Genomic DNA, 18355 nt, shown 5'->3' on the forward strand with positions numbered 1-18355 from the left:
CGTCATACGACGGCGCGGACTCGGCAGGCACGAATAGTCAACGCTTTCAGAGCCCTCCGCGGCACTGAAAGATCAACGACACCTATCCAGTTACCGGAAATCATGGCCGATAAACGGCGCACACACATTGGCCATCGAATTGCGCGATTTGCGGCGATCTCCTGCGGTGGCAGCGAAATCAGCTGAGCTTGGATTATCTCTTCGGACCGCCGGAGTCAGAGGCCGATGTCGACAAGACGACACCGTTTCGGCCGGGGCATGGGCCAGGGTCATTGCGTTGTCGGGTAGCTGCTGGTCACTGCGGTGATCAGGTCGTATGAGCGGCGGTCGGCTTGTCTGGTTGCTCGGGCGATGTTGGTGGCGCCGGCTATCCGGTGGTAGCCGATGGCGGTGTTACGCAGGGTTGCGATGACTGCGGGTCCGTTGCCTGTCCGGGCTTGGTGTTGGTCTTCACGGAATGTCACGTCTTTGACGTGATGGAGGCGGTTTTCGATGTACCAGTGCCGGCGGATCCAGGTCTGCAGGTCGATCGGCAAGGCCTGGCCGGCGGGAAGTGACACGGTCAGGTAGGCCGCTTCCCGGCTGGTCCGGCTCGCGACGATGCGGGTGCGGGTGATCCGGACGGCCTGCTGCGCGTGCGGGAAGCCGATACCGCCGGGCGTGGCGAGGGTGACGGCTTTGACGGTGCGGGTCTCACGGCGGCCGTGGCCGCGGTCGCGGGTCCGGTTCCCGGCGGGGATCTGCCCCCAGGGAAGGCGTTTCAGTTGCTTGAACAGGGTCGGCTGGTTGGCCTTGACCTGCACGAGCAGATGCGCACCGCGGCGGGCGATCTCGTCGGCGTGGCCGGTCTGGGTGTGCAAGGCGTCCGCGGTGAACAAGACCCCGGCCAGGGTGCCGAGCACGGCCTCGACGGCGTCGAGCAGCGGGCCGAAGGCGGGGATCTCGTTGCTCTTGGCGTCGATGGTGACCTGAGCCAGAACGATGCCGGTGCTGGTGTCCAGCGCGGACAGCAGGTGGACCTGACGGCCGCCGATGCGGGCGCCTCGCAGGGTTTTGCCGTCGACGGCGATCACCATGCGGTATCGACGCGGGCGCGGTGACACCGGGGTGCGGGCGCGTAACCAGTCGGCGAGGACCGCCGTGAGCAGGGCCGCGTCGAGACGGGTCAGCAACCGCCATACCGTCGTGCCGGCCGGTATGCCGCCGGTGAATCCGAGCCGGGCCTGCATCTGTTCGTCGAGGTCGTGCAGCCAGTCGGTGATCGCGGCGAACGACGACGCCCCGGCCAGGACCGCGCATACGGCCACCGCGAGCAGGGCGGTCAGCGGATAACGCACACCGCGCGGGTCCCGAGGGTCCGGAACAGCGGCGAGCGCCAGCACCAAACCGCCGCGTTCACCGTCAGTGACAGGCGCGGTCGCGGTGTGGGCGGCGGGTGCCGTTACAGTCAGTGCGGGGATGAGAGATGATGCCATCGGCGGGTGAGGTCCTCAGCGGTCGTAAAGCGTAGAGAACTTCATGATCACCCGAGTGATCTCACCCGTCTCCACCGCCTCCGCAAAGGCCGCTCACCGCACATAGACCCAGCTCAGAACCTGGTCCGCCGACTACGCAATGGCCCTGGGGCATGGGCCCGGTCACCGCGGCGCGGGCCGTCGTCATCGTCGCCCGGTCGCTCGCGTCCGAGATCTCCTGGCCGCCGACCCTGGTGATCTCTCTATATACTCGGTATTATCCCCGGCATGATATCGGTGATGGTGATGAGGCGACACGATGAGGGCGACACGATGAGGGCGACACGATGAGGGCGACACGATGAGGGCGACACGATGAGGGCGACACGATGAGGGCGACACGATGAGGGCGACGCGGTGAGCGTCCGGCACGCGCTGCTGGCACTGCTGTCCGAGGGCCCCAAATACGGGCTCCAGCTGCGCGAGGAATTCGTCGAGCGGACCGGCGAGGTGTGGCCGCTCAACGTCGGACAGGTCTACACGACCCTGCAACGGCTGGAGCGCGACGGCCTGGTCGAGTCCGACGACGCGGCCGACCCGGGCCCGCAGAAGGGCTTCCACATCACCGAGGGCGGCGAGCACGAGCTCACCGACTGGCTGCACACCCCACCCGACCTGGCCGCGCCGCCCCGCGACGAACTGGTCATCAAGATTCTGGTGGCGTCCCGGCTGCCCGGCGCCGACGTACACGACGTCATCCAGTCGCACCGGCGCTACCTGGTCGAGCTGATGCAGCAGTGGACCCGGCTCAAGGAAGAGGAGGCCGACACCGATCTCGGCCTGGCCCTCGTGGTCGACGCCGAGCTGTTCCGGCTCGACTCGGTGATCCGCTGGCTCGACGCCGCCGACGGCCGCCTGCGCCGCGCCTCGGTCGAGCCGCCGGCACCGGCCCCGGCCAGCGGGCCGATGCCGAAGCTGAGGCGACGCGTGGGGGGAGGCCGGCGATGAGCGTTCTGCAGATGCGAGCGGTCGGCAAGGTCTACGGACAGGGCCCGGCCGAAGTGATCGCGCTGGCCGAGGTGGACCTGTCCGTCGACCCGGGCACGATGGTCGCGGTGATGGGCCCCAGCGGCTGCGGCAAGAGCACCCTGCTCACGATCGCCGGCAGCCTCGAGTCACCGACCTCCGGCGAGGTGCTGGTCGGCGGGGCCGCCCTGACCGGCATGACCCGCGACGAGCTGGCCCAGTTGCGCCGCCGCTCGATCGGATACGTCTTCCAGGACTTCAACCTGCTGCCCGGACTGACCGCGGTGGAAAACGTCGCGTTGCCACTCGAGCTGGACGGCGTACGCGCACGCCGGGCCCGGCAGACCGGCCTCGAGGCCCTCGAACTGCTCGGCCTGACCGACCGGGCCGGGCACTTTCCCGACCAGCTGTCGGGCGGCGAACGCCAGCGGGTCGCGATCGCCCGGGCCGTGGTCGGTGACCGCCGGCTGCTGCTGGCCGACGAGCCCACCGGCGCGCTCGACTCGGCCACCGGCGAGGCGGTCATGCGCCTCATCCTGGGCGCCTGCAAGCGTGGTCTGGCCGCCGTGGTGGTGACCCACGACGCACAGCTGGCCGCCTGGGCCGACCGGGTGGTGTTCCTGCGCGACGGCCGGGTCATCGACCGCACCGTGCCCCCGCCCGGCCCGGAGTCGCTGCTGGGCGCGGACCGATGAGCGGCGGGGGCGTGGCGGCCCGCATCGCCGTGGCCCGCTGGGCGTGGCGCCTGTTCCGCGGCGAATGGCGCCGTCAGTCGCTGGTGCTGGCGCTGCTCGCGGTCGCCGTCGCGGTCACCGTCTTCGGCCTCGGCGCGGCCGGCAACGTGTTGCCGCCGGGCGCGGCGCAGTTCGGCAACGCCGACTACCTGCTCGTCCTGCGGGGGGCCGGCTCGGCTCTTCAGGACGACGTCGCCGCCGCCCGCCAGGCCTATCCGGCGGCCGAGGTGATCAATCACCAGCAGATCGCGGTGCCCGGTTCGGCCACCCCGCTCGACCTGCGCGACCAGTCGCCGACCGCGCCGCTGGGCGCGCCGATGCTGCGGCTCGACGCCGGCCGCTACCCGGCCGGCCCGGGCGAGATCGCCGTGACCGACCGCACCGCGCGGCTGTTCCACCTCGCGGTCGGCACCGTCTGGCGGCAGCCCGGCCGCACCTGGTCGGTGGTCGGCCTGGTCGAGAATCCACACAACCTGCTCGACACCTTCGCCCTGGTCGCGCCCGGCCAGGCCGGCCCGCCCGACCACGTCACCGTGCTGGTGCGTGCCACGGCCGCGCAGTTCCAGGCCGCGCAACGGCCGGAAAACACCGAGGTCCAGTTCCGCGGCAGCGCCGGCCCGGCCGCCACCCTCGTGGTGCTCGTGCTGGCCACCGTCGGACTGCTCTTCGTCGGCCTGCTGGCCGCGGCCGGTTTCGCCGTCCTGGCCCAGCGCCGGCTCCGCGCTCTCGGCATGCTCACCGCCATCGGCGCCCGCCACCGCCACCTGCGACTGGTCGTGCTGGCCAACGGCGCCGTGGCCGGCGCGGTGGGCGCCCTGTCCGGCTGCGCCCTCGGCCTGGCCGCCTGGCTCCTGCTCGCACCGCGCCTCGAAACGGTCGTGCAGCACCGCATCGACCGTTTCCACCTGCCGTGGCCGCAACTCCTGCTCACGGTCGTCCTCGCCACCCTCACCACGATCACGGCGGCCTGGTGGCCGGCCCGCGCGACGGCCCGGATCCCCGTGGTGGCGGCCCTGTCGGCCCGGCCGCCCCAGCCCCGGCCGGCCCACCGGTTCGCGCTGCCCGGCGCGGTGCTGCTCGTGGCGGGCCTGACCCTGATCACGTTCGGCGGTCCGGACCGGCCGGCGATCATCGTCGGCGGCATCGTCGCGACGACGGCCGGGATGCTGCTGCTCTCTCCGCCGGCGATCGCCGCCCTCGCCTTGATCGCCCGGGCCTGCCCGGTCGCCGCCCGGCTCGCCCTGCGCGATCTGGCCCGCTACCGGGCCCGCTCGGGCGCCGCGCTCGCCGCGATCAGCATGGCCACCGGCATCGCCGCCGCGATCATCGTCGGCGCGGGCGCGGCTCAGGCCGCGCTTCCGTCCGGCGGCAACCTGCCCGACGACGAACTGATCGTCTGGCTGACCCCGGGCGGCATCCAAGGCCCGGTGCCGCAACTCAACCCCGCCCAACTCGCGCGGGCGCGATCCGCGACCGCTTCCATCCGTACGGCCGTGCACGGCTCGACGCCGCTGCCGCTGACCGGCGGGATCAGCCCGGACGCCCGGACCGAGTCCATCGGCGACAGCGCGTTCAGCGGCAAACCCGTCGCCGCCCTCGGCATCCCCCACGAGTCCGGCGGCCGCACCGAATACCACGGCGACGAGATGATCCCCCTGGTGATCGCCGGACCGGAAATCCTGGCCCGGTACGGGATCCCGGCCGCCTCGATCGATCCGGCGGCCGATGTGCTCACCGCCCGCACCGACCTTTCCCGCTACCGGCTCATCGGTGCCGGACGACAGGCCGAGGCCTGGCGACCCACGGTGCAGCACACCGATCGGCTGCCGTCCCACACGTCCGACCCGACTGCCCTGATCACCGAGCACGGCATCCGCGCGCTCGGGCTGAGCCCCGCCCCGGTCGGCTGGCTGATCACCACGCCGCGTCCGCTCACCGGCGCCCAGGTCGACCAGGCCCAGCTGGCGGCCCGCGCCTCCGGCCTCGACCTGGCGGTCGAGACCCGCCCGCTGGCCGCCGACCTGTCCCGGCTGCGCACCGGCGCCGCGGCGGTGGGCGCGGCCGTAGCGCTCGGTGTGATCGCGACGAGCGTCGGGCTGATCCGCAGTGAAGCCGGCCGCGACCTGCGCACTCTGACCGCGAACGGCGCCGGCCGCGGCACCCGGCGCCGCCTGACCGCCGCGACCGCCGCCGCTCTCGCCCTGCTCGGCGCGGTGCTGGGCACGGCCGGGGCGTACGCGGCGCTGATCGCCTGGTACCACCGGAGCCCGCACGCTCTGGCCGATGTGCCCGCCGGACACCTCGCCGGCCTGGTGCTCGGGCTGCCGCTGCTCGCCGCCGCCGCGGCCTGGCTGCTCGCCGGACGGGAACCGCGCGGCATCGCCCGTTCCCCTCTGGAATGACCCGTCAGCTGAGTCGTTGCGCCGGGCTCAGCCCCTGATCCGTCCGTGGCCCGCTCGGACCATCGGATGTCATCCGGACCGCACGGCCGGCGACTGCTAGGCGGCGGCACCTCCGGTGACGAGCAGGACCTGTCCGCTGACGAAGGAGGACAGGTCGCCGGCGAAGAACTCGGCGACGTCGGCGACGTCGGCGGCGGTCCCCATCCGGCCCATGGGGTTGAAGTCCTTGAGGAAGTCGCGGATCGGCGAGTCGGGGCGTACGTCGGTGTGCAGGCCGGCGCCTTCGGTCGCGGTCGGGCGGATGGCGTTGACGGTGACGCCCCGCGGGCCGGGCGACCCGCGGGCGCTGATCTGGGCCGCGCGAGCGGCGTCCGTCTGCCACGGCATGGGATCCGGCCTGGCCTTCGCGAACCGCGCCGTCGACCTGGCCCGCCGCGGCGGCCTGGTCGGCCTGCTGCCGCTGACCCTGGCCCAGCAGTCGGCCGAGCTGATCGGCACCAACGACTACGACCTCGCCTACGCCACCGCCCAGGAAGGCGAACGGCTCGCCACCGAACTCGGCCAGGGCCGGGCCACCCACCTCAACCACCTGGCCACCGTCGATGCGATCCGCGGGCGAAGCGAGCAGGCCTACCGGCACGCCGAGGACGCGCTCGCGCTCGCCCGCCGCAACGGGTCGACCTACCATGCCGCCAACGCCCAAGCCGCGTTGAGCCTGGCCGACAGCGCGGCCGGCCGCACCACCGAGGCCGCCGAACGAATCCTGGCCATCACGCGCGTCGACGGCCCCGACTTCAACCCCGTCGTCGGTTTCGCCGCCATGCCCGACGCCATCGAACTGGCCCTGCGCGCCGAGCGCCGCGGTGACGCCACCGACCGGGTGGCCGCGCTGGCCGCATGGGTCGAGGCCGCGCCCACCGACCGCCGCCGTGCGCTCCTGGCCCGCAGCCCGGCACTGCTCGACGACCGGTCCCCCGCCGAAGCGCTCACCCTCGACGCGGCCCTGCCGCCCGTGGAACGCGCCCGCACCCACCTGCTGGCCGGCGAATGGCTGCGCCGCAAACGGCGCCGCCAGCAGGCCCGGCCGCACCTGCGAGAGGCCTACGAAGTGCTCAACAGCCTCGGCGCCACCGTCCTGGCCGAGCGGGCGGCCGCCGAGCTACGCGCGACCGGCGAAACCGTCACCCCGCGCGATCCGGCCGCCACCGACACGCTCACACCGCAGGAGCTGCAGATCGCCACCCTCGTCGCCCGTGGCATGACCAACCGCGAGATCGCCGCGCAGCTGTTCATCAGCCCCCGCACCGTCGACTACCACCTCCACAAGGTCTTCGCCAAGCTCGGCATCGGCTCCCGCACCGAACTGCTACGCGACGGCTCACTGCCCGACAGCGTCCCGACCGCCCAGCTCAGCGCACCTGGCGGGCTTTGAACTGCAGGCGCGGGGTGGCGTAGAACTCCTGGGCCTCCACCAACTGGAGCTCGCGTTCGCCGGACCGGTAGGTGGTCTCCATCAGGTCGAAGACGCTGGACGCCGTACGCTCCAGCGCCGCCGCCGCATCCCCGGTCGCGACGTAATGGGCGGTGAACAGGGCGGCCGTGACGTCGCCCGACCCGTTGGCCTTGAACGGCAGATGCGGGGTGCTCACGAGCCAGGCGCCGGCGCCGTCCACGGCGAGCATTTCGATCGTGTCGTCCGCCCGGTCCGGGCGCTCCACGCTCGTGACCAGCACGGTCGACGGGCCCATGGCGCGGGCGAGGTCGACCGAGGCGAGGGTCGACTCGAGGCTCACCGGCTCGGTGCCGGTCAGGAAGCCCAGCTCGAACTGGTTGGGGGTGATGATGTCGGCCACCGGCACGACCCGGTCCCGCAACAGATCGGGAATCTCCGGCGCGACGAAGCATCCGGACTTGGCGTTGCCCATGACCGGATCGCACGCGTAGAGCGCCGACGGGTTCACGGCCTTCACCCGGCGCACCGCGTCGACGATGACGTCACCGATGCCCACCCCGCCCTGGTAGCCGGACAGCACGACGTCGATCCGCGGGAACACTCCCCGCTCCTGGACGCCGAGCAGGATCTCGGCGACGTCCGCGGGCGGGATCAGTGGGCCCCGCCAGGCGCCGTAGCCCGTGTGGTTGGAGAAATTCACCGTGGGGACCGCGACGACCTCGACGCCGATGCGCTGCAGCGGGAACACCGCGGCGGAGTTCCCGACGTGGCCGTAGGCGACCGCCGACTGGATCGACAAAACCCTCATCTCCCCAGCCTAGGGCGACGGCCTCCCGCCGCCGCAAGGTCAAGAAGTTCCTGGTTCGCCGGACCTCCGCGGGGTGCCTGGATAGCATGGGCCCGGAGGCTCGACGTGACATTGCTTCGGCGTATGCGGGTGACGACACGCCTGGTGGCCGGTTTCCTCCTCCTGGCGTTGTGCGTGGTGGCCATCTGGATCACCGCCGTGTGGTCGGCCGACAGCACGCGGAGCACCGCGCGGGCGCTGGCCCGGTCGGAGGCGAAGCTCGACGCGGTTCAGCAGCTCAAGTTCCGGGTCACCGACGTGAGCGGCTGGCAGGCCGGCTACGCCTTCAACATCGTGCGGAAGGCGCCGAACGCGGCCGCGGACACGGCACCCGAGCGGGCCGCGTTCCTCGCGTCGATGAAGAGCTTCGTCAACGAGCTGGACGAGCTGGCCGCGCTGCCGCTGACCACCGCCGAGCAGGCCGACGTGTCCACGATCCGGGCGGGATTCCTGAAGTTCCAGAAGATGGACGACGAGGTGATCGCGGCCTACCGGGCCGGCACACCGGCCGCGATCGGCCGGGCCAACTATCTGGTGGCCATCCCGGGGCTCGACCTGTACGCCGTGATCGCCGGCGGCGTCGACCGGTTGCTCGCCAGCTCGCGGCAGCAGGAGGCGGTCGCGCACCGGCGAGCCGACAGCATGGCCGACCGGACCAGCCATGTCGCCACGTTGGTGGGGTGCTTCACCCTGATCAGCGCGATCGGACTGGCCGTCCTTCTGGCCCTGTCGATCATCCACCCGCTGAGCGCGCTCCAGGAACGCCTCGCCGACATCGCCGAGGGCGAGGGCGATCTGACCCTGCGGCTGGAGACCTCCGGGCACGACCAGTTCACCGACGTCAGCCGGTCGTTCAACCGGTTCGTCGAGAAGATCGCCGCGATCGTCCGCGAGATCGGCGTTTCGGCGTCGACGGTCGCGCACGCCAGCGAGGAACTCACCGTCACGGCGATCCAGATCATGGTCGACGCCAAGGCGACGTCGCGGCAGTCGGGCGAGGTCACGCTCGCCGCCGACGAGCTCGCCGCCAACGCGCGTACGGTCGCGGCCGGCACCGCGATGGGCGGACCGCTGCAGAAGATCACCGGCACCGCCGCCGAGGCCACGCGGGTCTGCGAGCAGAGCATGCGGGCCGCCGGCGCGATCCAGCAGACGATCGGCCGGCTCGCCGACTCGAGCCGCGGGATCGGCGACACCGTCAAGGTCATCACCGCGATCGCTCAGCAGACCAACCTGCTCGCCCTCAACGCGACCATCGAGGCGGCCCGGGCCGGCGAGTCCGGCAAGGGGTTCGCGGTGGTGGCCGGCGAGGTGAAGGAGCTGGCCCAGGAAACCGAGGGCGCCACCGACGACATCACGGCGAAGGTGCTCAGCATCCAGCAGGACACGAACCTGGCCACCGAGGCGATCGGCGAGATCGTGGAGATAGCCGACCGCCTGGGCGGCTTCCAGTCCGCCATCGCCTCGGCGCTGAGCGAGCAGGCCGCCATCATCGACGAGACGAGCCGCTCCATCGGCCAGTCGACGACCAGCTCGGAGGACATCGCGGCGAACATCGCGACGATCTCCTCCGGCGCGCAGACCACGACCGAGGGTGTCATCGACATCCAGCACGCGACCCAGGAGCTCTCGCAGCTGAGCAACGAACTGCGCGTTCTGGTCGGGCAGTTCCGCGTCTAGGGCCACGCCAACGGCCGACGCGTTCCTCTACGTACGGCCTCGCCGCTCGGCGATGAAGTCGGCGTCGCTCTGGACGCTTGACGTGCGGCGCCGGTGCAGGTGGGCGGAGCCGCGGCGGTGGTCGGTGCGGGCGTAGTGGTCGAGCAGCAGGTCGTGGCCGAGGTCGTTGTCGAGGTCGCGCCAGACCGCGTGCACGTGCTGGCCGGCGGCGACCGCGTTGTCCGACTCGACGAGCAGGCTCCGGGTCGAGACGCGGAAGTAGTGGGCGGTGTCCGGCCGCAGCCCGCCCGCCCAGGCGAAGGTGAGCTGCTCGGGCGGCTCCGACTCGACGGCCCGGCGGTAGTGCCCGGCGAGCTCGTCCGGCCCGGCCTCGACGAAGTGCAGGAGAATCTCGCGGGCCAGCGCCAGGTCGTCCGCGCTCATCTCGGCGCCGTTGAGGCCGGAGGGCGCGGCCCGCTCGAAGCGCAAGGCCCAGCGGTCGTCGTCTTCGATGCGGTAGTTCTCGATGCCGAGGTCGACGTGGTCGGGCAGTTCGGTCTCCCCCACGTACGGCACCTGCCGGGTCGCCCAGTCGGCCGGCGCCACCGAATGAATGAGCGCCCGGGCACCGACGCGGCTGACGAGTTCGCCCACGTTCACGCTCGGCAAGTCGTTCGACACCCACGGGCCGATCGGGCCCTGGCTCACGACCGACGACGAGATCGCCGACCCGCACGCCCTGCGGATGCGCCTCACGGTCGACGGCGAGGAGCGCCAGAACTGGACCACCGACGACATGATCTACAACATCTGGGAGCAGATCGCCGAGCTCACCACGGTGATGACGCTGATGCCGGGCGACATCCTGGCCACCGGCACGCCGGCCGGCATCGGGGCACCGACCGGCCGGTGGCTGCGCCCGGGCGACGTGGTGCGGGCCGAGATCGCCGTCACCGGTCGCGATCCGCAGACCCGCGAGATGCCGGACGCTCTGGAAAGCCAGTGCGCCAACATGTTCCGGGCCGTACGCGAGATCGTGGCCGCCGCCGGCGCGACCACCGGCGACATCGCCAAGATGACGGTCTGGCTGCGCGACTACCGCGACCGCGAGGCGCTGAACCGGGAATGGACCGCGAGGTTCCCCGATCCGGACGACCGCCCGGCCCGGCAGGCGGTTGCCGCCACCTTCGACGGCAACGCCCTCGTCCAATGTGATTTCGTCGCGGTGCTCGGGTTTCAGGAGATCCGCAGGTAGTCCAGGTTGAAGTTGCCGGTCTCGCAGTAGACCTTGACCAGCTGGTCGCCGGCCGCCAGGTCGACCGGCGCGTGTACCGACTGGTAGGTGGTCCAGCTGTCGGTGGCCGGCACCGAAACGGTGGTCAGCGTCTTCTCCGCCGCGTCGCGCAGCGACACCGCGTTCGCCGCCACCGCTCCGGAACCGTTGGCGACCCGCAGTTCCAGGTCATAGTGGCCGGCCGTCGGGACGTCGACGCGGTAGGTCAGCCAGTGGCCGGCCGCGGTGTAGCCGACGTCGTGGCCGCCGCTCGCGGCCGGGACACTCTCCACGAACTGCGTGCTGCCCTCGGTCCAGCCGCTCTGCCCGGCGTACGACTCGGCCTCGATCAGCTCGCCGAGCGCCGCCGCGTGCGGCCGGACGGTCAGATGCACCGGAACCGAGGTGCTGGCGGTGTTGTCGGTGACCGTCACGGTGAAGTTCTGGATGCCGGAGGTGGTCGCGCTGATCGTGAGCCGGCCGGTGTCCGGGTCGACGGTGACGCCGGCCGGGGCGTCGGACGAGTAGTAGGTCAGGTGGTCCCGGTCGGCGTCGGCTCCGTGCAGTTGGACCTGGATCGGGCTGAACTGGTCGGCGGTGAGGTCCGGCACGGCGGCCAGGGTCGGCGCGTGGTTGTGCCGGGCGGGCCGGACGTCGGCGTGCCAGCGGAAGGTGGCGACCGCGCCGGCCGGCACCGTCTCGACGAACGACCGGCCGTCGAGCACGACCCGGAACCGGGTGGCCGTCGCGTTGGTGTTGTGCACCACGGTCACCCAGTTGCCGTCGTGGTCGCGGAAGGCGATGCCTCCGGACGACTCGTAACGGGTGAAGGACGGGTCGAGATAGCGGGAGATCTGACCGATCTGGTAGAGCTCATCGCGTACGGAAAAGGTTTTGGTCTCGGTGTTGACCGTGACCATCCGGTCGGGCCATTTCGTGGTCCGGCCGACCTCGTCCCAGTCGATGTTGTTGTCCCGCGAGTGGGTCCAGTGCAGCGTGCCGCCGTCCTGGTCGGTGACCTGCGCCCAGAGGATGTACGAGCCGGCGTTCAACCGGAAGAAGCTCAGCATCGTGTCCGGCGACATGTCGCTGGTCTCGGTCAGGTGCACCGGGAGGTGGTACTCCGCCGCCGCGTCGCGCATCACGGTCGGGCTCCCCGAGTACGGATGGAAGGCGATCGCGTCGGACGCCGCCCGCGCCTGCGGATCGTCGAAGATCCGGTAGAGGTTCTTGGCGTTCGGGTTCGGGTCCTTCCAGTTGGCGAAGTTGTAGTCGAACACCCACAGCTGGGTCGGCAGGTGGGCCGCCTTGAACTCGCGCTTGATCGCCTTCGCGAGGACCTGCTGCTGCTGCCAGGTGATGTCCATGCCCGGGTAGATCACGTCGATGGTCGGCTCGTTGAGCATGGTGATCGCGTCGATGTGGATGCCTTGTCGCGCGTACGCCTGGAGGTACTTGACGTAGTAGCGGGCGAACGCGTCGATGTCCTCGTCGCGCAGCTTGCCGAGCTGGTGGCCCTGGCCGTCCGAGGTGCCGCGGAACAGGTTGGTGGTCTTCATCCAGGCTGGCGCGCTCCACGCCGAGGCGAAGAACGTGGCCCGCGGGTTGTACTTCAGGATCAGCCGCGCGGTGTCGACGATGTGCTGGTCGATGTCGCGCTGGATGGAGAAGTACTTCAGTTCGGGGTCGGCGGTCACCCCGGCCGGCAGGTTGTCGTCGTACGAGGCGAACGGCAGGTGCTCGATCACGTCCGGGCTGCCGATGGTCAGCCGGAACCGGTTCAGCCCGGCGCCGGTCTTCGGGTCGACCAGCAGCTTGATCGCCTTCTCCCGGTTCTCCGGGGTCAGCTTCCACAGGTTGGACACCGCGGTCTCGTCCAGTGACATGCCCAGGCCGGTGTACTGCTGGCGGGCCTGGCTCGGGTCGATGACGACCGTCGTGTCCGCCGCCGGCGCGCCGCGCTCCAGGTGGACGGCCGGCAGCGGTTGCCAGGCCGCGCTGGCGCCGGTGCTGTAGGTGCCGGTCACCACCGGGCCACGCGCGGGATGGCCGGCCACCAGCGGCATGGCCATCACCAGGACACCAACTGCCAGCTTGGCGACAAACATTCACGGCTCCTCGACTCGCGTATCGAATGCCGTCCACAGATGTGGACGCACGTCAACATAGGAGACGCTACCGGCCGCCGCCGAAGATCGACAGACATCCAGGTTCCGGAACCGTGCTCGCGGCTCAGGTGCCGCTGGAGTCGAGTGCGCTCTCGCCGCCGACGTAGGCCGGGGGCTCGGCACTGCCGTCGTACTGGGCGGCCCGGAAATAGATGGTGTGGTGCTCCGCGAAGTCCTTGTTGCACACCGCCCAAGTGCCGTAGCCGTGCGCGTTGCGACAGGTGCCCCAGCGGCCGTAGTCGGTGTACCAGCGGGCCACCGCCGAGGCACCGTCCGACCCTCGGTCGTACACCCAGATCTTGTCTCCGGAGGGCTGGAAACAGACTCCGGCGCCACTGGTGCCGGTGTAAGCGACGCCGCAATGTACGCCGCTGTCGGGGAAGCCGGTCGTGACCTCGACCCCCTCGTTCCACTCGAAGGAGTAGGCCGCGTGGGCCGGCGGCGTGGCGACCGGAACGGCGACGCTCAGGACACCGCCCAGGATCACAGCCGCGGTCGTCACGATCGCGGTTTTCAAGACTTTGGTTCGCGTCACGGGCTCTGTGCGGGACACACCAATTCCTCCATCCGGTATCTGGCGATGGGGGTCAAGGTAGGACGGCATCCTTGCCAAAGCCCTTGCCATCTCCCGTCGGCAGCGGGCCGTGCGCGTTTGGCAAGGGGGATGGCAAGGGCGTCCTGAGATCGTCGTCCGGCAATGACCGATCGGACAGCCGAGGGATGCGATGGCGTTACGTGTGAACCATGACGGCATGGGGCGACTGGGAAGCGCGCTGGAGCGGGCATCCGTCGATGCCGGCCTGGTCGAGCGGCACATCCGGGTGAACGCCGATCTGCCACCGCTCGGCGAAGGCATGATCCAGACCCTGATGATGCTGCACGAGCGGGCCTACCCGTGGGGCCAGGGCACGGCCCGGCAGATCTCCGCCCAGGCGGGCCAGGTGGCCAACGGGGTCCGGGAAGCCACCAAGATGTACCACAACACCGACCGGTCCGCGGCGGCGATGATGGACAACACCTACGACCGCGTGCAACTGCCGGACATGTTCGCCCGGCGACCGGGAGTTCCGCCGAACTTCGTCGGGCCGACCCCCATCACGCTCCCCCCGGCGTCCTTCGCCGACGTCGCCGAGCCGGAGGACGCCCTGCACGCGAGCCTGGCGTTCGACCATCCCGACTTCCAGGCCAAGTTCAACTGGATGACCGACACGTTGAGCCCGAGCGCCATCGTCCGCTCCGTCGTCCAGGCGGTGTTCCACAAGGACATCTTCGCGTTCTTCCTGAAGGACATCAGCGGCGACTGGAACGCCCTCTACGACTGCGGAACCGTGTGGTACCAGGCCGCCGGCGCGGTGCGCAACATCTCCAACAACCTGGTCGCGCACGCCACCCACCTGCCGACCGTGTGGTCCGGCAACGCCGCCGACGGTTGCGAGCTGTACCTCCTCCAACTCGACGCCGCCACCTACAGCGACGTCGCGATGTACGAGTACACCGGTCAGGCGTACCACGAGGCCGCGAAGGGCGCCTGGACCCAGTTCGAGCTGGCGGCGTCCCTGCTCGGCGACGCGCTGGACGCCTGCGTGGCCATCGGCGCCGCGGTCGGCGCCGGGATCGCGACGTCCGAGACGATCATCGGCGCGATCGCCGGGACCGGGACGGCCGGGTGGTACGCGTGGCGGGCCTGGAAGGCCTACGAGTCGGCCACCGAGATCATGGACGAGACCCAGAAGATGCTGGAACGGTTCGTCAACTCGGTGACCGTCATCGAGGCCACCGGCCGGCAGCTGACCAGAAATCCGCCGAGCGTCCTGCCGTTCCCGGCCGCTCCGTACCGTTTCCCGGGAGCCTGAGATGCCAGAAGAGATCTCGTTCGACGAAGCCGCCGCACGGGTCGAGCGCGACTTCCTGCGCCGGCTGGCCGAAACGGCTCCGGACGACGCGATCCGGGAGCTCGCCGGTGAGCTCCTCGCGGGCCGGATCCGGTGGTCCGAAGCGGCCCGCTCGCACGCCTACGGTGAGCCGCTGGCCCAGGTGATGACACCGGTCGTCGAGGACCCGCGGTTCCTCGACCCGGACGCGATCGCGCACTGGCAGGCCGAGGCGTACGCGTCCGCCGAGGCCCTGGGCCGGGTGGCCGGCCTGCCGGATCCGGCCGTGGCGAGCCGGATCGGCCGGCCGGGGTGATCACCGGTCGAGCTCGTCGAGGCGCCGGCGAACCTCGTCCGCCTCGGGGACCTCGAGCTCGAGATAGATATCGAGGGCCTGTCGCCAGTGGTCCCGGGCGTCCCCCGGGTCGGTTTCCCGCCGGGCGCGGGCGATCCCGTTGTGGGCGCGCGCCTCCTGGGGCCGCACGTGCACCTCGCGCGCCAGGGCGAGAGCGGCCTCGTGATGGCTGACCGCCCGCGCGGCCGACCCCATGGCCAGATAGGTCTCGCCGAGGTCGTTGAGCACCTCGCTCTCCGAGTTGCGGTCGCCGACCTTGCGCATGGTCGCCAGGCTGTGCTCGTGATGCTCGCACGCCTCGCGATAGCGCCCCAGATTGCGATAGACATTGCCCAGGTTGCCCAGCGCGGCGCCCTCGCCCTGGGTGTCGGCGCCCGCCCGCATCAGCACCAGGGCCTGCTGGTGATGGTCGAGCGCCTCCTCGTACCGGCCGAGGCGTTCGTAGACCATGCCGATGCAGGTCAGCGTCGCTCCCTCGCCGCGTTTGTCGCCGGTCTTGCGGCGCAGCGCGAGCGCCTGTTGATGGTGATCGAGGGCCGGGGAGAATTTGCCCAGGCGTTCATAGACCAGCCCGAGGGAGCTCAGCGTGCTGCCCTCGCCCCACTCGTCGCCGACCTTGCGCCGCAGGACGAGCGACTGCTGATAGTGGTCGATGGCGTCGTGATATCGCCCCAGCCGTTCCTGCACGACACCCAGATTGGCCAGGGTGGCCCCCGCGCCGCGCTCATCGCCGATCTGCCGGTAGCGCGCCAGTGCCTGGCGGTGGCGGTCGGCGGCCTCGGCGTACCGGCCCAGCCGTTCGCTGGTGATTCCGCAGTCGCGCTGGATCTCCGCCCACGCCTGGTGGTCGCCGAGGTCGGTGGCCGCCGTCAGCGCCACCTCGTGCAGTGCCAGGGATTCCCGGTAGCTGCCCCGGACCCGGAAATACTCCCAGAGCAGCACGGGCAGCTGCCAGGCGTGGGTGGGCCAGCCGTGCTCGGCGGCGTGGTGCGTGGCGCTGATCAGGTTGGCCCGCTCGGCGTCACACCAGGCGAGGGCGTCGGCGAAGCTCGACCGGGTGGCGGGCTGTCTCGGCGGGTCGGTGAGCGCGATGGTGACCCGTTGGCCGCGCCGGTCGAGCTGACCGCACGCGACATGGGCGCCGTGCAGGTAGTAGTCGAGCAGCCGGGTCACCGACTGCCGGCGGTCGGCCTCGGGCTCCTCCCGCCGGGCCAGGTCGGCGGCGAAATGCCGTAGCAGGTCGTGCGGGCGGTACCGGCCGGCTCGCGTCTGGTCGAGCAGATGAACATCGACGAGGTATTCGAGGTGCCGCTCGGCGTCGTCGGGATCGATGCCGGCCAACGCGGCGGCGGCATGCGCGTCCACGTCGGCGCCCGGATGCAGGCCGAGCCGCCGGAACAGGCTCTGCCGGGCCGGACTGAGCTGCTGATAGGAGAGCAGGAAGGCCCCGGCGACGCTGCGGTCACCGGTGCTCAGCTCGGCCAGCCGCCGGTGTTCGCCGCGCAGCCGATCGGCGAGATCCCGGGCCGTCCACACCGGACGCGACCGCAGCCGGGCGGCCGCGATCCGGATGGCCAGCGGCAGAAATCCGCAGAGCCGGACGACCACCGCGGTCTCGGGCGCGCCCGTCGCGCCCCGGTCGTCGCCCACGACCTGGGCGAAGAGCGAGGCGGCGTCGGCGGGCGGGAGGACGTCGAGCGGGATCGTCCGGGCGCCGTCCAGATCGGTCAGCCGCCGACGACTGGTGATCAGGGCCAGGCAGTTCGCGGAGCCGGGCATCAGCGGGCGTACCTGTGCGGCGTTCGCGGCGTTGTCGAGCACGATCAGCGCCCGCCGCTGAGCCAGCTCGGCGCGCCACCGGGCGGCCCGGTCGTCCAGCCCGTCGGGGATGTCCCGGCTTTCCACGCCCAGCGCGCGCAGCAGGGTATCGAGCGCGGAATGCGGGTCGACCGGCCCCCGTCCGACGGTGTGCGCGTGCAGATCGAGGAACAACTGCGCGTCCGGGTAGCGATCGGTCAGGCGGTGGGCGGCGTGGACGGCCAGGGCGGTCTTGCCGATCCCGGCCATACCGTCGATCGCGGACACCACGACCGCGGTGCCGGCCGTGGCCGGCAGCATCGCCAGCAACTGCGCTACTTCCGCCTCCCGGCCGGTGAAGTCGGCGACGTCGCCGGGAAGGTAGTTGCCGGGACCGGCGGTGACCCGGCGGGCCGGCGGCGAGGCCGGCTCGGGCCGCGGCGCTTCCCCGCGCAGCAGCCGGCCGTGGAGCTCACGCAGTTCCGGGCCGGGATCGGTGCCCAGCTCCTCGGCCAGGACCCGGCGGGTCGACTCGAACGCCTTCAGTGCCTCACCCGGCCGGCCGGCCGCCCACAGCGCCCGCATGAGCTGCGCGGCGAAGCGCTCGTGCAGCGGCTGCTCGAGGACGAGGTCGGCGAGCTCGCCGAGCACGCCGCGGTGCCGGCCCGCGGCGAGTTCGGCGTCGAAACGGTCCTCCAGCGCGGTCAGCCGCAGCTGAGCAAGCTGGGCGCCGACCCGTTCGCGTATCCGGTCCGATGCGACTTCGGCCAGCAGCGGGCCTCGCCACAGCGCGAGCGCGTCACGCATCAACGCCGACCGCGCGGCCGGATCGGCCTGCTCACGGGCCCGTTCGACCAGCGCCCGGAACTCGTGCACGTCGACCGCCCGGGTGTCCACCTCCGCCAGGTAGCCGCCGTCCCGGCTGACCAGGCGGATGCCCGAGGCGCCGTCGCCGTGCGGGTCGAGCACGGCGCGCAGCCGCGATACGTGCGTGTTCAACGCCATGCGCGCGGTCGCCGGCGGCTCGTCGTCCCACAGCAGCGAGGCCAGCCGCCCGACCGGTACGGGCACACCGGGCTCGAGGAGCAGCAGGCCCAGCAGGAGGCGCTCGCGGCGGCGACCGAGCGGGACCGGTACGCCGTCACGACTGGCCTCGACCCGCCCGAGCAGGCGGAACTGCATGACCCTCCGATTTGTCCACACCGAAAGTGATGGTACTGAATGGCTCGACGACCACACCGGGGCGGATCCGGCTCCCGTCCGGACGCCCTCGCTTCCCAGCTCAGCGCGAATTGTTCTTCGTATACAATCGCCGT

At 71.3% G+C, this 18355-nt stretch carries 16 protein-coding genes; 9 read left to right on the plus strand and 7 right to left on the minus strand.

Annotated features, from left to right (window positions below):
* On the plus strand, window positions 1-186 hold a 186-nt coding region (locus AB0M88_RS27185; protein ID WP_364106985.1), incomplete at its 5' end, for a hypothetical protein.
* A gap of 83 nt (window positions 187-269) precedes the next feature.
* Here AB0M88_RS27185 and AB0M88_RS27190 read toward each other — a convergent pair.
* A complete protein-coding gene (locus AB0M88_RS27190; protein WP_364106987.1) occupies window positions 270-1382 on the minus strand; it encodes an ISAs1 family transposase in 1113 nt (370 codons plus the stop codon).
* Between the two features lie 489 nt (window positions 1383-1871).
* Between AB0M88_RS27190 and AB0M88_RS27195 the strand changes: the two genes are divergently transcribed.
* The 3 genes from AB0M88_RS27195 to AB0M88_RS27205 are packed head-to-tail and all read left to right on the plus strand — an operon-like array spanning window position 1872 to window position 5616.
* On the plus strand, window positions 1872-2462 hold the full coding sequence (locus AB0M88_RS27195) for a helix-turn-helix transcriptional regulator (protein ID WP_364106989.1): 591 nt from the start codon (window positions 1872-1874) through the stop codon (window positions 2460-2462).
* Window positions 2459-3175 carry an ABC transporter ATP-binding protein gene (locus AB0M88_RS27200; RefSeq protein WP_364106991.1) on the plus strand — a complete coding sequence of 239 codons (717 nt, stop codon included), beginning with the start codon at window positions 2459-2461 and terminating at the stop codon, window positions 3173-3175. The genes AB0M88_RS27195 and AB0M88_RS27200 overlap by 4 nt, the downstream gene beginning before the upstream one ends.
* Window positions 3172-5616 carry an FtsX-like permease family protein gene (locus AB0M88_RS27205; protein ID WP_364106993.1) on the plus strand — a complete coding sequence of 815 codons (2445 nt, stop codon included), beginning with the start codon at window positions 3172-3174 and terminating at the stop codon, window positions 5614-5616. The genes AB0M88_RS27200 and AB0M88_RS27205 overlap by 4 nt, the downstream gene beginning before the upstream one ends.
* A gap of 96 nt (window positions 5617-5712) precedes the next feature.
* On the opposite strand, the gene AB0M88_RS27210 is transcribed toward AB0M88_RS27205, so the two are convergent.
* Entirely contained in the window at window positions 5713-6003 is a 291-nt protein-coding gene (locus AB0M88_RS27210) for an SDR family oxidoreductase (protein ID WP_364106995.1), read from the minus strand.
* Here AB0M88_RS27210 and AB0M88_RS27215 point away from each other — a divergent pair.
* Entirely contained in the window at window positions 6002-7048 is a 1047-nt protein-coding gene (locus AB0M88_RS27215; protein WP_364106997.1) for a helix-turn-helix transcriptional regulator, read from the plus strand. The two genes, AB0M88_RS27210 and AB0M88_RS27215, sit on opposite strands and share 2 nt — an antisense overlap.
* On the opposite strand, the gene pdxY is transcribed toward AB0M88_RS27215, so the two are convergent.
* Window positions 7026-7877 (minus strand): pyridoxal kinase PdxY, encoded by an 852-nt coding sequence (gene pdxY, locus AB0M88_RS27220; protein WP_364106999.1) that lies wholly within the window; start codon window positions 7875-7877, stop codon window positions 7026-7028. The genes AB0M88_RS27215 and pdxY overlap by 23 nt on opposite strands.
* 129 nt (window positions 7878-8006) lie before the next feature.
* On the opposite strand from pdxY, the gene AB0M88_RS27225 reads away from it, so the two are divergent.
* Window positions 8007-9596: a methyl-accepting chemotaxis protein gene (locus AB0M88_RS27225; RefSeq protein ID WP_364107001.1), complete on the plus strand. Its 1590-nt coding sequence runs from the start codon at window positions 8007-8009 to the stop codon at window positions 9594-9596.
* 27 nt (window positions 9597-9623) lie between these two features.
* On the opposite strand, the gene AB0M88_RS27230 is transcribed toward AB0M88_RS27225, so the two are convergent.
* Window positions 9624-10181 carry a DUF3500 domain-containing protein gene (locus AB0M88_RS27230; protein ID WP_364107003.1) on the minus strand — a complete coding sequence of 186 codons (558 nt, stop codon included), beginning with the start codon at window positions 10179-10181 and terminating at the stop codon, window positions 9624-9626.
* 7 nt (window positions 10182-10188) lie between these two features.
* Between AB0M88_RS27230 and AB0M88_RS27235 the strand changes: the two genes are divergently transcribed.
* Window positions 10189-10830 carry a fumarylacetoacetate hydrolase family protein gene (locus AB0M88_RS27235; RefSeq protein ID WP_364107005.1) on the plus strand — a complete coding sequence of 214 codons (642 nt, stop codon included), beginning with the start codon at window positions 10189-10191 and terminating at the stop codon, window positions 10828-10830.
* Here the strand turns inward: AB0M88_RS27235 and AB0M88_RS27240 are convergent.
* The gene (locus tag AB0M88_RS27240; protein ID WP_364107007.1) at window positions 10812-12956 is read right to left on the minus strand and encodes a carbohydrate-binding protein; all 2145 of its coding nucleotides are present in this window, start codon (window positions 12954-12956) and stop codon (window positions 10812-10814) included. The two genes, AB0M88_RS27235 and AB0M88_RS27240, sit on opposite strands and share 19 nt — an antisense overlap.
* A 124-nt stretch (window positions 12957-13080) precedes the next feature.
* Window positions 13081-13518: a hypothetical protein gene (locus tag AB0M88_RS27245; RefSeq protein WP_364107009.1), complete on the minus strand. Its 438-nt coding sequence runs from the start codon at window positions 13516-13518 to the stop codon at window positions 13081-13083.
* Between the two features lie 250 nt (window positions 13519-13768).
* Here AB0M88_RS27245 and AB0M88_RS27250 point away from each other — a divergent pair, with 250 nt between their 5' ends.
* Together AB0M88_RS27250 and AB0M88_RS27255 are read left to right on the plus strand one after the other, a co-directional pair.
* A complete protein-coding gene (locus AB0M88_RS27250; protein WP_364107011.1) occupies window positions 13769-14869 on the plus strand; it encodes a hypothetical protein in 1101 nt (366 codons plus the stop codon).
* 1 nt (window position 14870) lies between these two features.
* Window positions 14871-15203 (plus strand): hypothetical protein, encoded by a 333-nt coding sequence (locus tag AB0M88_RS27255; RefSeq protein WP_364107013.1) that lies wholly within the window; start codon window positions 14871-14873, stop codon window positions 15201-15203.
* On the opposite strand, the gene AB0M88_RS27260 is transcribed toward AB0M88_RS27255, so the two are convergent.
* Complete coding sequence (locus AB0M88_RS27260) at window positions 15204-18242, minus strand: tetratricopeptide repeat protein (RefSeq protein WP_364107015.1); 3039 nt, start codon at window positions 18240-18242, stop codon at window positions 15204-15206.
* Window positions 18243-18355: the final 113 nt, after the last annotated feature.

Source organism: Actinoplanes sp. NPDC051411, assembly GCF_040682075.1.
Taxonomy (GTDB): Bacteria; Actinomycetota; Actinomycetes; order Mycobacteriales; family Micromonosporaceae; genus Actinoplanes.